10 protein-coding genes, 2 pseudogenes and 1 riboswitch are annotated in these 14,373 nt (G+C 50.4%); of the genes and pseudogenes, 7 read left to right on the top strand and 5 right to left on the bottom strand.

The features are described 5' to 3' along the window. Positions 1-77: 77 nt before the first annotated feature. Positions 78-509 carry a MarR family winged helix-turn-helix transcriptional regulator gene (locus tag QU597_RS28335; RefSeq protein ID WP_310830801.1) on the bottom strand — a complete coding sequence of 144 codons (432 nt, stop codon included), beginning with the start codon at positions 507-509 and terminating at the stop codon, positions 78-80. Between the two features lie 177 nt (positions 510-686). Here QU597_RS28335 and QU597_RS28330 point away from each other — a divergent pair, with 177 nt between their 5' ends. From QU597_RS28330 to QU597_RS28315, 4 genes are all read left to right on the top strand, one after another. Then, positions 687-1,967 carry an amidohydrolase family protein gene (locus QU597_RS28330; protein WP_310830800.1) on the top strand — a complete coding sequence of 427 codons (1,281 nt, stop codon included), beginning with the start codon at positions 687-689 and terminating at the stop codon, positions 1,965-1,967. A 202-nt stretch (positions 1,968-2,169) separates the two neighbouring features. Beyond that, positions 2,170-3,006, top strand: coding sequence for an alpha/beta fold hydrolase (locus QU597_RS28325; RefSeq protein ID WP_310830799.1), 837 nt, complete (start codon positions 2,170-2,172; stop codon positions 3,004-3,006). 45 nt (positions 3,007-3,051) lie between these two features. Then, positions 3,052-3,609, top strand: coding sequence for a TetR/AcrR family transcriptional regulator (locus QU597_RS28320; protein WP_369698834.1), 558 nt, complete (start codon positions 3,052-3,054; stop codon positions 3,607-3,609). 179 nt (positions 3,610-3,788) lie between these two features. Beyond that, a riboswitch (glycine riboswitch) is annotated at positions 3,789-3,868 on the top strand. A gap of 138 nt (positions 3,869-4,006) precedes the next feature. Further along, positions 4,007-5,380 (top strand): amino acid permease, encoded by a 1,374-nt coding sequence (locus QU597_RS28315; protein ID WP_310830797.1) that lies wholly within the window; start codon positions 4,007-4,009, stop codon positions 5,378-5,380. A 98-nt stretch (positions 5,381-5,478) separates the two neighbouring features. On the opposite strand, the gene QU597_RS28310 is transcribed toward QU597_RS28315, so the two are convergent. Both QU597_RS28310 and QU597_RS28305 read right to left on the bottom strand, forming a co-directional pair. After that, the gene (locus tag QU597_RS28310; protein ID WP_310830796.1) at positions 5,479-7,095 is read right to left on the bottom strand and encodes a type 2 periplasmic-binding domain-containing protein; all 1,617 of its coding nucleotides are present in this window, start codon (positions 7,093-7,095) and stop codon (positions 5,479-5,481) included. Positions 7,096-7,107: 12 nt separating this feature from the next. Then, positions 7,108-9,453 carry a helix-turn-helix domain-containing protein gene (locus tag QU597_RS28305; protein WP_310830795.1) on the bottom strand — a complete coding sequence of 782 codons (2,346 nt, stop codon included), beginning with the start codon at positions 9,451-9,453 and terminating at the stop codon, positions 7,108-7,110. A 207-nt stretch (positions 9,454-9,660) separates the two neighbouring features. Here QU597_RS28305 and QU597_RS28300 point away from each other — a divergent pair, with 207 nt between their 5' ends. Together QU597_RS28300 and QU597_RS28845 are read left to right on the top strand one after the other, a co-directional pair. Then, positions 9,661-12,228 (top strand): S-layer homology domain-containing protein, encoded by a 2,568-nt coding sequence (locus tag QU597_RS28300; protein ID WP_310830794.1) that lies wholly within the window; start codon positions 9,661-9,663, stop codon positions 12,226-12,228. Between the two features lie 131 nt (positions 12,229-12,359). Then, positions 12,360-12,496, top strand: a pseudogene (locus QU597_RS28845) (MFS transporter); the annotation flags it as partial. A gap of 238 nt (positions 12,497-12,734) precedes the next feature. Here the strand turns inward: QU597_RS28845 and QU597_RS28295 are convergent. Then, positions 12,735-13,817 (bottom strand): hypothetical protein, encoded by a 1,083-nt coding sequence (locus QU597_RS28295; RefSeq protein WP_310830793.1) that lies wholly within the window; start codon positions 13,815-13,817, stop codon positions 12,735-12,737. Between the two features lie 113 nt (positions 13,818-13,930). Continuing rightward, positions 13,931-14,147: pseudogene (locus QU597_RS28865) on the bottom strand (ISAzo13-like element transposase-related protein); the annotation flags it as partial. A gap of 15 nt (positions 14,148-14,162) precedes the next feature. On the opposite strand from QU597_RS28865, the gene QU597_RS28290 reads away from it, so the two are divergent. After that, positions 14,163-14,345: an S-layer homology domain-containing protein gene (locus QU597_RS28290; protein ID WP_310830792.1), complete on the top strand. Its 183-nt coding sequence runs from the start codon at positions 14,163-14,165 to the stop codon at positions 14,343-14,345. Positions 14,346-14,373 lie beyond the last annotated feature (28 nt).

Raw genomic sequence — 14,373 nt, 5'->3', positions numbered from 1 at the left:
TTTTGACCGGCCAGCTTGAGCCGGTTGTTGACCCGCAGCCACGCTGCGGGTCTTCTTCTATGGGAGAGTGCTACAGGCTACATAGTCGCCTTAACTTTGATCAATAACTTCATGAAGGTCTCGCTTTCTTCCTCGGTAAGGCCCCGGGTAATGCTGTTCTCTACTTCCATGAAGATTTCGTCGAATTCTTCGACGAGGTCGGACCCTTTTTTCAATAGGTATATCCGTTTTTGCCGCTCGTTCTCTTTGGGAATCTCCCGTTTGATGTACCCCTTTTTCTCTAACCCTTGCAGCATACTGGTAATCGTGGCTCCTGTACGGTTAAAGTGATCGGCCAGGTCCTTCTGGATCACGCCTTTGTCCTGATTCTCAAAAATGTAGCCCATCATCTGTCCTTGTTGAGTGTTAAGTCCGAGCTCTGATAATCTGGTATTGGCCATGCCTCTGATCTTCATCCCGATGTCCCGGATGATATCGGAGTAAGGGGTATGCAAAGCTTGCTTCGTCATCCTGTGCCTGACTCCTTTGCTATAGGTTAAAACCTAATGATAAGAATATCTTAATTTTCGGTAAACAAAATGTCAAAGACAAACTGTTAGAAAACAATCAATAATTATATTGACAGTTAGAATTCAAACTGTTATATTTCAATCATAAATTGCATTTGATTATAGGAGGCTAAAACAATGATTACTGCAATCACCAATGTGCGTGTATTTGACGGAGAGAAAGTGATCAGACCTACTACGGTTCTGATAGAAGGCGAACAGATCCTATCGGTAGGCGGGGAAATACCGGAGCATGCAGACATTATCGACGCAGAAGGAGGGACTTTGCTGCCCGGTCTGATAGATGCTCACGTTCACACTTCCGTAGAGGGCCTGCGGGATGCACTGAAATTCGGAGTGACAACTGAACTGGAAATGATGGGCGGATTCACCAAAAGCGGCCGCGAGGCACAATTGAAAGGAATCGGAGATATTGCCGATGTACGATCTGCCGGAATGGCGGTCACACCTCCAGGCGGTCATCCTGATGAACTCATGCCGGGGGATGGCGAAATCCCGGATTTTGTACTGAAGGAATTGGAGAAGATGAGCGAGGAAGATCGCAATGCCATGCTGGCTGCCCATGCGCATGACCATGGAGAGGCACCCACGGTAACAAACCGGGAAGAAGCCCTGGCATTTGTAAACGAACAAGTAAGAGAAGGAGCGGACTATATCAAGATTATGATTGAAGAAGGGACAGTATTAGCAGCGCCCGGTCTGCCTGTTCTAAGTAAGGATATTCTGAGAGCCGCTGTAGAGGAAGCGCACCGTCATCACAAGATTGCAATTGCCCATGTATTGACTGCCGAATCTGCCCGGCAAGCCATAGAAGTCGGGGTTGAGGGACTCGCTCACTTATTTATTGACCGGCCCGAAAACACTCCGGAGCTGGTGAGAATGATTGCAGAGGCGGGCGCTTTTGTTACACCCTGCCTCGTCTTGAACTCCTCGATTATCGGCAACCCTGCATCGGAATTGGCGGGGGATCCGCGTGTGAGCTCCAAGCTCAGTCCGGAATGGATCGACACGCTGAATGCCAGCTTCAATACTTACCCTCAAGGCAGCATGGAAGATAACTACCGGAATGTAATGGATCTTCATCGTGCTGGCGTAGATATCCTGGTGGGTACGGATGTCTCAGTACCGGTTCCATCGCTGGGCGGACTTGCCCATGGAGCCAGTGTACACCATGAGATGCAGCTATTAGTAGAAGCGGGGTTCACCCCTGTAGAAGCCCTTCAGTCAGCTACCTCGAAAATAGCCCGCCGTTTCGGCCTGACCGACCGCGGAACTATCGTAGAGGGAGCGCGGGCGGATTTGGTGTTGGTTGACGGGGACCCGACAGCGAATATTTCGGACACGTTATCGATTCGCGGAGTATGGCAGCGCGGTATCCGGACAATAGCAGAAGCTTAAAGCAAGGCTATTCTTTATTACAGAACTTACTAGCTGAATCCTCATAGCGGAGAAGCCAAAGGCACCCATAGGGTGCCTCTTTTTATTCTTTTTGACAATTCATGCCTCATTCCAAGTGGAAATGTATTTACAACGAAGCCGCAATCCAGTATTATTTTAATTGACTGAATGAGTCAATCAAAAATAACGGTGGTGCTGGAGAATGTCAAATGTTAAATCCGCTTTTAAAACCTCCGCGATTGTTTCGAAGGATGGCACTGAAATTAGTTATAAAAGCATCGGCAAAGGGCCGGGCTTGATTATCGTTCACGGGGCCCTTAGCGATTCTGGTGATTTTGCAAAATTGGCCGAAGAACTGTCGGATTCATTTACGGTCCATGTAATAGATCGGAGAGGTCATGGACGGAGCGGTCCGCAAGGACCGGAATATTCCATGGAGAAGGAAATCGAGGATCTCCAAATGATAAAGCAGGTAACGGGCGCCTCCTTTTTGTTCGGACATAGCTACGGAGGTCTTGTCTCACTGCAGTTTGCAAGGCTTGAACCCTCTGTTACCAGGTTGGCCGTTTATGAACCCGGCGTGTGTATAGAGACAACAAACTGGGATTGGCTGGATGATTACGAGAGAGCAATGGATAAGAACGATTCCAGAGCAGCATTTGCAAGTTTTGTAAGAGGATCCGGACACACTCCGCTAACGCGACTGCCAATGTGGTATGCAAAATTTATTTTGAGTATAATGGTACGCGGGGAACGCTGGGATAAAATCCAGAGGCTCTTGCCCGAAAATTTAAAGGAGCACCGGGAAGTCAGACGTTTTCAAGCTTTGTACTCGCAATACCGGGAAATAGGTGCGGGTACACTATTAATGGCAGGCGGGAAAAGCCCGAACACTATAAAAGAAATGATTCAAACGCTGAATCATACGATCGCTGAAAGTCAGGCCGTCGTGTTTCCCCAATTAGATCATTTCGGACCGGATAATAAGAACGCTCCGGCAGAAATCGCAATTCAGATAAAAAGGAATTTTCTTAGCTAACCTTGCAGGGGGGGAACATCCATTCCACGTTTAAATGAGCATCAATTGCAGCAATTGTACGACGAACGGAAAGAGCAAATTAAAAAAGCGGCGACTAAGGTTTTTTCCCGCCGTGGAATTACAGGAACCAAAATTAGTATGATTGCACAAGAGGCCGGCGTGAGCCACGGGCTTTTTTATCATTACTATAAATCTAAAGAAGATTTGTTCACTACATTGATACAGGAAGCCGTGGAAACTTCGCTTGCCGAATTCGGGAACTTGCACCAAGCACCAGGTACGCCTTTGGATAAGATAAGACTCATGACCGAAGCCATGCTGGATGAGAGTGGGGCTCCGTTCTTTATGCTGATGCACCAGGCACGCAACTCCGAGGGGGTTCCGGAAGCGGCCCGGAAGCTGATTGAGCAGCATCCTATGAGCCTCTATGTTGACCAGCTGCTACCGATCTTTACAGAGGGACAGGAGAAAGGCGAAATTGTGCAGGGGCATACGGAGCAACTGATTTCCGCTTATTTAACGGTCCTTTCCGGCGTCATGGTTTTAGGCGAGGGCTACTCTATTCCGCCGGTGGATTTGCTGCTGCGAATGGTGGCCCGATAAGCTGGTCGGTTAGGGAATGTCTCCCCTGGCCGTACTGGATCCATTTACCACGGATTAGTGGAGACTTTTATCACTGCCTCAATATTCACATCACAAGTAATATGTTAGAATATCAGAAAGACAGTAAGACCTAACTTCATAATTCGCAAGCTATGATTGCTATGGATCACACTATAGCAGGAGCAGCTTCTGGAGAGACTGCGGGAAACCGCGGCGCCGAAGGGTTCACAATCTCAGGCAAAAGGACAGAAGAGTAAGGAATATGTATTTGTTATGCTGACAGCTGTCAGCAGGGCAAGTATTATTTCATATTCTTATGAACCGGGAGATTGGATGACATCCAATCTCTTTTTTTATTGGCATCATTGCAATGTAATTCATTAAGGGGGAACGGGTTATGGCACAATCGGAATTAAAGAGAGAGCTGGCCAATCGGCATGTTCAACTGATTGCGATCGGCGGCACAATTGGTACGGGATTATTCTTAGGCTCGGGCAAAGCGATTCAGCAGGCAGGTCCATCCATTATGATTACGTATTTAATCGTAGGGATTGCCGTGTTTTTTGTGATGAGGGCACTCGGTGAACTCCTGCTGTCCAAAGCGGGATATCAATCGTTTACGGATATTGCCGGGGATTATCTCGGACCCCGGGCCGCATTCATTACCGGATGGACGTATTGGTTCTGTTGGATTATGACGGCTATGGCCGATGTCATCGCTGTTGGGGTGTATGTGCAATATTGGTTTGATATCCCGCAATGGGTACCTGCTATCGCCTGCCTGGTCATTTTATTAGGGCTTAACTTATTGACCGTCAAAAACTTCGGCGAGCTCGAGTTTTGGTTTGCTCTAATTAAGGTCATCACGATTCTCGCCTTAATTGGCATCGGAGTTATTTTACTGGTTATGGGATTTAAGACGGATGCAGGATCGGTGACGGTACGCAACCTCTGGGAACACGGGGGCGTATTCCCGAACGGTGTTAAAGGGTTCTTATTTTCCTTCCAAATGGTTGTCTTCGCTTATGTCGGTGTAGAGCTGGTGGGCGTATCGGCAGCAGAGACCTCCAATCCCGAGAAAAATATCCCGTCGGCCATCAATAAAATTCCGCTGCGGATTCTCTTTTTCTATGTGGGCGCGCTTTTTGTCCTGCTGTGCATTAACCCATGGACGGAGCTCAATGCGTCAGAAAGCCCTTTTGTGAAAACCTTTAGCTTAGTAGGAATTCCAATCGCTGCCGGGGTCATTAATTTCGTCGTATTAACTTCAGCCGCCTCTGCTTGCAACAGCGGGATGTTCTCGACAAGCCGGATTCTCTATAATTTGGGTAAGAACCGGCAGGCGTCCGCTCACTTTTCCAAATTGAATAAGAATCATGTACCTGGAAACTCGCTGTTCATTTCAACGCTTGTTATTTCGGCAGGCGCTCTATTGAGCAAACTTATTCCGGAGCAGGCTTTTGGAATTGTGACCACGATCAGTGCCATTTGTTTTATATGGGTTTGGGGCGTCGTTCTGGTGTGCCATATTAAATATAAGAAGACCCGGCCGGAATTGCAGGCTGCATCCAAATTCAAAGCTCCCTTAACGCCGGCAATTAATTATGTAGTTTTAGCTTTGTTTGCTGCGATACTCATTATTATGCTGATCGCTGAAGAAACACGTCCGGCGTTATTGTTTACTCCTCTATGGTTTGTTCTGTTATTTATTCTGTATCCAAGACCAAGCAAAAGGGTGAAAGAAGGCAGTATAGCGACGGATATCCAATAGATATTAGATATAAAGGACACCCGCCACAAGCTGGCGGGTGTCTTTTTGTATAGGCGCAGGATTATAATCCGTATGATACCGTCCTTTCGGTTTGCCGGCTACTCATTCGCCTCCCACAGCACCTCAGTACCGCCCGCTGCCATAAATTCCTTCACGAACTCACCGAACTCCTCTAGCGGCCGTTCCCCTGTTATAAAAGCGATGTAGGCCTGGTTTCTAAGCTTAATAAGCTCAGGGCCGTTCCTGACCAGAGCGGGAGTGGCAACCCCCAGGGCGTTGTAGATTCCGTCCTGATCCAGCCCCAGGGATGAAGCCCACTGCTCTCTCCGGTCCGCAGGCATGACCGGCATTGTCATGCCTATATTCGTGCCGATCGTATTCTGATAACTGAAGGTCTGTTCATATGGAGGCAGCAGGACGATCTCCTTCTTGGCGCTTCCTGCCCAGGCCCAATGCGTCCCCTGAACCCCGTATTTCATCGCGGCATCTGTATCCGGGTCGGGATTCGCGCTGACGTAGTCCAGAATCTGCAGGATGGCCGCAAGCTTGCCCGGCTCGCTAGCGGCATTCGCGCCGACCGCCGTGAAGCTCATCAGCATGTCGTAGGCTTTGGAGCCGCGTTTGCCCTCCGGTCCGCTAAAGGGCCGGCCGAAGACAATCCGGGCCTGCGGATTCTTGGCAGTTAATTCCTTCACATTAAAAGTGGCCTTCACCGGGACCTCTTGGGCCTTCTTCTGGCCATCATAGCTCCAGGTCATGTAATCACCATCCTGAATCCAGTGATAGTAATTGCCCATAGAGGTCATGCCGATCCGGCCATTGATAAAGGCATGGGACAGATGCTTGTAGCCGCCCTTGTTCTCCCCGGTGATAAACTCCGGATCAATCACCCCGTCACGGTACCATTTGCGGAGATAGTGCAGAGCTTCCTTCATTTCCGGCTCCAAAGCGCCAATGACCAGCTGCTCATCCTTCTTCCCGAAGTAGAGCTGATCGGTAAAGACCATCTGTCCGAATGCGCCGAAGACCACATTCATTCCTTCCAGAGACAAGCCGTAGGTATCCTTGATGCTGTTGCCGTCGGGGTCTTCATTCGCGAAGGCGTAGATGATCTTCTCGAAATCAGACAGCGTCTGTGGCACCTGTAGGCCAAGCTTGTCCAGCCAATCCTGCCGGTAGACTACAGGAACCCGGTAGATATTAGTAGGATTGACGACAGGGATGCCGTAATACTTACCGTCGATCACGCCAAAGTCCTGGTAAGCAGGCGCATATTTCCGGATAGCTCTCATGATATTAGGCGCATACGTGTTCAGGATCTCTCTGGGGATTTCGGCGATCAGGCCCTGCTGCTGATAGTTCAGCAGATCCTGAGTCTGTCTGACCCGGAACAGATCCGGGACGGAACCCTGGACCAGCTTCAAATTAAGGAGCGTCTCGTATTTATTGTTCGCCAGATTCCAGATGTCCAGATTTACCTTGAATTTCTCCTCCACGTACCTCACCATCTCCGCATCTTCGGGCACCGGCAGGTTCTGATGCATCGTCCAGGAGATCGTGTACCTGGGGGCGGCCGAAGCTGGAGCGTCCGGAGGCTCCTGTGCAGCCGACCGCCAGTCCTGCAGTCGGGTGCAGCCGCTGCTTAAACTGAGGACAAGCAGAACCAAAGGCATGGCCGTTAAGGCGGCATAACGCCGGAATGTGTTTTTTATCATGAGATACCATCCTTATCCAAAACTAGTCTCTGCTTGCAGCAGCTGTACCTCATTAACGGTACGCAGGTAATTCCCCGGCGTACAGCCATACATCTCCTTAAACCGCTTGATGAAATAAGCCGTAGTCCCATAGCCGACCGTAACCGCAATTTGATCGATGGACATATCGTTATTTGCAAGAAGCCGTTTGGCCTGTTCCATACGCCTGCCGGTGATGTAGTCTGTATAGGTGACGCCGAGCTCCTCCTTAAAAAGCTTACTCAAATACTTCGGGCTGATGAATACCTTGGAGGACACAGCATCCAGAGACAGATCCCCGGACAGGTGGCGCTCGATATATTGCTTGGCCGCTTCAATCGTAGACAGTGCCCTGTCGCTGTTCCGCTTCTCGGTCTCGGCGATGAAGGCCGTAATCGAATGGAGGAGCCACTCCCGGAAATGAAGGATATTGGAGAGGGCAATATATTCGTTATACAGATCCATGTGTCCGTGAACAGGATGCTTATAGCGGATGCTTTTCAAATAATCAGAGTAGACAAACACGGTATTCGCCAGAATGAAGTGGCAGTAATCGGCAGGGAAGCGGTCTTCGCGCATGGGAGTAATCAACTGCTCAAGAGCTGCAGCGATCTCGTCAAGCTTGCGGGCCTGGAGCTTATCTTTGAACTTCAGCAGGGCCGGCTGCGGAATTTCATCAAGACTGCTCTCCCGCTCCAGGAGGCTCCGGTCATTCAAAATAACGGTCTCGGGTAGAAAATAGGCGTATTTCATCAACGTCTGCGCCTCGGAATAGCTGATATGAAGATCAGCCACTGCGCTTACCCAGCGCCCCTGCGAGAGCTGCACCTCCATCTGGAACTGCTGCCTGCCCTCCGATACCATAAGCTGCGAGATCTGCTCCACAAGATCCCCGGATGCTTCACGTGCGCATACAATTCCAATAATCCGTTTGTCCGGGAGCTCTTCGGCAATGATCCGGATTCCCGGAAACCGGATTTCCTCCAGTTGACTGGTTATCCGGGCCATTGCTGTTTGAATATGAGTGGAGCTCATGTGTGTGTAAGCCCCCCGTGTATTCAGGAGCAGACAGCAGAAATGGGTATGCTCCAGGGAGATCCCCAGGAACTCCGGATCTATTGCCATAGGTTCACTGGCAGTGCTGTTCTGCAGAAGGTTCAGGATCAGATTCTGTTTGATATGCGGGGTGCTGGCCTGCAGGGTATCTTCCAGACTGCTGACTTTATCATTTAGACGGATGAAGGCGGAGTCGATGACTTTGAACTCGTTCATGGCCTGCTCAGGCGCAGGGCCGGTGAAGTCCCTGATTGTACCGAGCAGCCGTTTGATCGGGCTATAGTTTGCTTTTGCCAGAATTCCCGACAGGCCGATGCCCAGTACAAGGGCGAACAGACAAATTCCCAGGATGAGCTGCTGGACAACACTCCATCTCTCATAGAACAGGCTGGCCGGAGCGGCGCTGAATATTTTCCAGCCGGCCGATGGCAGCGTCTGATACGAAATCACGTAAGAGGTATCGTTAATGTTCTCGCTAAAGCTCCCGGCTTCATCCGGAGAGGTCCATGCCTTCGCAATGCTGGAAGCATAGCCGGCCCTCTGAGCCATCGGAGCCTGATCGGAACCTGCCATCATGCTTCCGGAAGGGCCGGAAATAAAGGTGCTCTGATATTGCGGGGGCATCATATTCTGCATTATGGCGCGTATTGCGCTCTCTTTCACGTCTATTGCAATGATTAAATCACTGTCTGCGCCGGAGGACTGAAAGGGATAACTGTGCGCATAGGTGATCAGGTGACTGCCGCTGCCGCCCGGTACGCTGGAGCTGATATCTTCGGGCACCCAGCGTGCTTCAGTCCACAGGCTGTTGAGGGGGTTATTGCCCATTCCGTTAATCCAGTCCATCCAAAACGCTGCACCGGTCCCCTGATCAGCGTTGTATTTCAGCCCATAGAGCGAGGAGAGCATAACCTGCTGCCCTGGGGAATACAGATGCACCGCCTGTATGATGTCCGAGTTGCTGGCCACCTCCGCCTGGAGCATATCCTGAAGGCTGCTTACTTTACTGAGATTCGATGAAAAAGAAGCACCGGCGAGCAGACGCAGCGTTGCCGTCTGCTTCAGGGAGACCTCCAGATAGATCTGCTGGACTCTTTGCAGCACGGAAGCTTCAATGGTTCCGGCGGTATTTTTAAGGATCAGCTGATTCCGGCTTCTCAATTCTTCCTTATAGTGACTTGAGAAATAAATATAAAAAACAGAACAGAGCAAGAGAACAATGACAAGAACAATAGAAATGTACGATATAGCCAGGCTGGTGAATGCTGAACTCCATTTTTTCAAGGCGTATTCTCCTCCCAGGCGGATTATACACTAGTCCCTACTGCAACTATTCATGATTTATGTTAAAGGAATATAAAATTGCTAAATCCGGCTGAAATGTTCCCAAATTGATAGAATTGCGAAATTGTCATATTGAAGACCCGGGCCTGCGATGCTACATTGAGACCGATTCGAATCGAATACTAATTAGGATAGGGGCTAACACAATTGAACACACAGTCTAAAAGAAGGTTGCTATCTGTTGCTGCGGGTCTGGTTCTCCTCACTAATTCTGTCACGGTACATCCTGCGGCTGCGGCTTCAGCAGATTCTTCGATCGAACTGCCGGCTGCTCCGAAATGGGGACATTTCGTAGACAACTACAAGAACAACACTCCGGTTAATATGGCGGTCTACTCCAACCCGGCCATCGGGATCCTCTCCGGATTCCTGGAGCTCTGGACACCCGGCACATCCTGGGATAACGGCACCAAGCTGAACAGCAGCATTCTGGATGCCAACATTCAATATGTAGCTGATCTTGCTGCCACCCGTACCAAGGCAGAGGAAGAGATGGCGTATTACGATGACCGCAGGAACCAGACTTATGGAGCTGCCGACGGCCTTGGTTCGCTGTCCGAGGTATACCGTGCCAAATCAGGTACGTACACGACAATTACCAGCATCCCGGCTGACGCGACTACGGTGAAGTACAATGACGGCAACGGCGCTAATAAAGGTGGTAATTCAGATTCCGAACTGGGTAAAATGGTTGACCTGATCGGAAAGATCCGCGGCAACTATGCATCAACATCCCAGGCTAAAAATTTCTACAACTATATGCGTCCGTTTCGCTGGAAGGACCCTTCGATCATCGTGCCTACTCTGGTGCCGGCAATGAGCGCAACACCGGCTACAGATGGCGGCTTCCCGAGCGGTCATACCAACGCCTCCTATCTTGCCGCATTGTCACTTGCTTACGCGGTGCCCGAACGGTTCCAGGAGCTGCTGACCCGGGCTTCAGAGATGGGGAACAGCCGGATTATCGCGGGCATGCATTCTCCGTTCGATGTGATGGGCGGACGCGTCATGGCGACAGCGCTCGCGGCGGCGACCCTGGCTGATCCGGATAATGCTGAGCTGAAGAAGGCTGCCTATGATCAGGCTCACGAAGCCCTGTTGACAGAGACCGGGACGGCGGAAGACCGGTTCAGCGATTATGAGAAGAACAAGGCACAGTTCACCCAGAGACTGACCTACGGCTTCCCGCAGATCAACTCCGCAGCCAAGCCTGTGGTTGTTCCCAAGGGGGCAGAAGTACTACTGGAAACCCGGCTGCCTTATCTGAGTGCTGAGCAGCGCCGGGCAGTGCTGGCCACTACCGGAATTCAGTCCGGTTATCCGCTGCTGGATGATCCGGAAGGCTGGGGAAGGCTGAATCTCTTCGCCGCAGCTGACGGATATAGCGCTTTCAATACAGATGTTACAGTAACGATGGATGCCGGCAAAGGCGGCTTCTATGCAGCTGACCGCTGGCGGAACGATATATCCGGCACAGGTAAACTGACTAAGGAGGGCACCGGCACCTTGAAGCTGACGGGTAGCAATACGTATTCCGGCGGTACCCAGGTAAGCGGCGGCACCCTCGAAGGCGATTCGGCAACGGCCTTCGGCAGCGGTAGTGTGCTGAACACCCGCGGCTCGGTAGTGGAGAACGTCTACGGCAAAATGACGATCGGAGGAGACTTCACGCAGACTGCGGAGGGCACCCTCGAGCTCAACCTTACCGGTGCGGGTGATGTACTCGACATTAAAGGGGCAGTCAATACGAACGGGAAGCTGAAGGTGCATTTTGCGAACAACTATGTACCTGCCGGCGGACTGATCCCGCTTATTACCCATGGCGGCAGTCAGCGAAACGGCGAGTTCACTTCCGTCCAGATTGACGGTCTGCCTAGCACGCGCAGCGCCCTGATTGTCTATCAGAACCATCAGGTTGGGCTCATTATTACCGACACGACCAGCAGCGGCAACCCGAATTCAGGAGGCTCAAACAACTCCCCGGGCGGGACCACAGGCGGTACAACAAGTGCCCCTGCCAATCCTGCAGTACCAGGGGAACAACCGGGTACACAAGCACCGGTGGATCAAGTGAATCCTTTCCAGGCGGGTGTAGTCAGCCGGGAAACGGTCCGGAAAACAGTGAGTGATGCCATTGCCGCAACGAAGAACATCAACAAAACATTCAGCGACACCATAGGCCACTGGGGCGGCAGCACGATTGCAGCAGCTGTGAAGCTGCAGATTATCGACGGGTACGCAGATGGCTCCTTCCGTCCGAATGCTCCGGTCACCAGAGCTGAATTCACAGCGATGATCGCCCGTGCCTTCGGACTGCAGGCTAATCCGGCTGGAGCTGAATTCCGGGATGCCGGCTCGAATTGGGCTGCCGGTTATATCGGCGCTTTGGCGGAGAAGGGAATCATAACCGGCTACGCGGACGGCAGCTTCAAACCGGGGGCCACGATCTCCCGTGCCGAAATGGTAACGATCATCGGCCGTATGCTGAACCTTGGAGTGCTTCAGACAGGTACACCGGTAAGCTTCACAGATGTGAGCAGCGATTACTGGGCTGCCGCAGCCATTAAGCAGGCTGCCTCATCTAATCTGATTCAGGGGGTAGCGGCTTCGTCCTTCGCGCCGCGAAGCAATGCTACCCGCGCCGAAGCCGTGTCGCTCATTATCCGCGCTTTGGAGACCGACAGCTCCATCAAGGCGTTAATTGAAGAGTTGTAATCGTAACAGGGATTCAATATAGCGATAAGACAGCAGAGCAGCGATTCTTCCGTATGGGACTGACCCCATTTTAGACACTGAAAAAAGACGCTAGGCTATAAGCTGCTCCCGGTACCCAACCGGAGGCAGCTGCTATGACTTGGGTTAAGGTCGAATTCATGCTCGTTAACGTTCTTTTTACTCGGTATTTTTCGGGCTTCCTTCCTACTTGCAAACGGTACGTCATGTCAGCGAATATCATACAGGGATCCTTATGTTAAGTTTAGGGTGGCGGGATTCTAATAGGGTCAGAGGGTTGAGACTTCATGCATAAGGGTCTCCTTTGGCTGTATCAACTATTATAGTACCTTCCCCATACCGCTCTGTAACTAACAGAAAGTGACATTACACTTGCTGATCACGCCAAATCTTAAGTAGCTAGAATAAGCCACTGTCTGAATTTTCAGGTCAGTGGCTTAAAATTCGATTTTCGGCAGATTTATTGAAGCGGCCTGAAGAAAGCTGATTTATTTAAAAAATAAATAAAAGGGTTTGAATGGACCCATATTCTTCGTAGCCAGACCGGGACCTGCTATATCTATGCTTAAGTTTTCTATACTATCTTTAAGACAGTCCGTAAAGGTCTGTTGGAATGCCTGAAAGGCTTGCTGGAAAGCAATAATGAGCGACGCACCACCGCTGGAGGCTGCAAAAGCCACATAAATCAACAATTGCTGGACTGCTGCATCTTTTGCCTTCTGAAAACATTCATTTACGATTTTTTTTACATCTTTCGTACCGGAAATTGCCGGATATTTCAAATCAATATAAAGAACTTGAGTGGATTCAGCTATTTCCAGGATAGGAATATTCGTGGGGATAGTTTTATTAATCGGTCCAATCGTTACCTTTTTTCTATACGGGCCAATTGAAAATGTCTTGGAAATACCAGGTATAGACAGGCTTATTCTGCCGAATCGGTTGCCAACAGACGCGCTGACGCCAGGAATACTAAGCGTTTTGCTGATCGCAGGAATTGTAAACGTTTTGCTTTGGGCAGGAATTTTTATAGGTTTGGACAAGGGTATGAAACCAAGTTTGAATTGCGGGATTTGGAATTCAGCAATGATTAACCGTTGCGTTACAATTTCCGCCTGAGCAGGAGGAGGCGGTGGTGCGTCATCATCGTCATCCCCATTCAAAACCAGAAAATTAAATTGTTGAGGACTAACCACCTGCGGAGGAGCAGCCGTACCATTACCTATTATGATCGTAGTGAACGCTGGCGGGGGCATTTCGAGCAAAAGCCCTGGCACTTGTGTAAGCAACTGCATTTCTTCCGGGCCAATTCCTGTGGCATCGATATCAAGGTCGTCAACCGTCTCTATATTTGCTTCAATTTGTGCGGCAGTAACGGCATCACTTTGCACAAGCTGCTGAATGCCGCTGTCCAGAGCCTGGTTGAGCCCTCCGGTGACTTCTGCGGAAAGTGCACCATCGAACAGTAACCCGATGTCTGGAGGAGCCATCCTTTTTCTCGGGCACCGTTTCACTTTTCGGCACAAGCTGCGGAAATTACTGCCGCTGCGAACTTTAACTTTGTATTTCAACTTCTCACATCCCCTTCCCCATTCTTACCCTCCATAGATATGAACCCACGTAAAAGTGTGTATAAGCATTTGTCCCGTGAGGGGTTCATTTATTTTTCAGATATGAGGGGGAAATCGGGAGCCACAACGAGCGGGTGCTGTCCTTTCCACGTCATGGTCTTGGCGTAGCGATAGACCGTTGTCTCCGTTTCCAGAAGAGCGCCATTCCAGTGTTGTTCCAGTCTCCCCCACACACGTTCAATTGTGGTACGGCGGGTAATAGGCCAAGATCACAGTCACGTTGTTCGTGACTGCGAATTCCACGATTCGCTTCTTCAGACGGGCACACCGGTAAGCTTCACGGATGTGAGCAGCGATTACTGGGCAGCCGCAGTCATTAAGCAGGCAGCCTCGTCTAATCTGATTCAAGGGGTAGCGGCTTCGTCCTTCGCCCCGCGAAGCAATGCCACGCGCGCCGAAGCCGTGTCGCTCATTATCCGCGCTTTGGAGACCGATAGCTCAATCAAGGCGTTAATTGAAGAATTGTAACTGTAACAGGGATTCCATAAAGAGATAA

Origin of the sequence: Paenibacillus pedocola, from assembly GCF_031599675.1 — a bacterium.
In the GTDB taxonomy this organism is placed as follows: domain Bacteria; phylum Bacillota; class Bacilli; order Paenibacillales; family Paenibacillaceae; genus Paenibacillus_AQ; species Paenibacillus_AQ pedocola.
The sequence above is the reverse complement of the archived record's forward strand: the minus strand, read 5'-3'. Positions and strand labels throughout refer to the sequence as shown.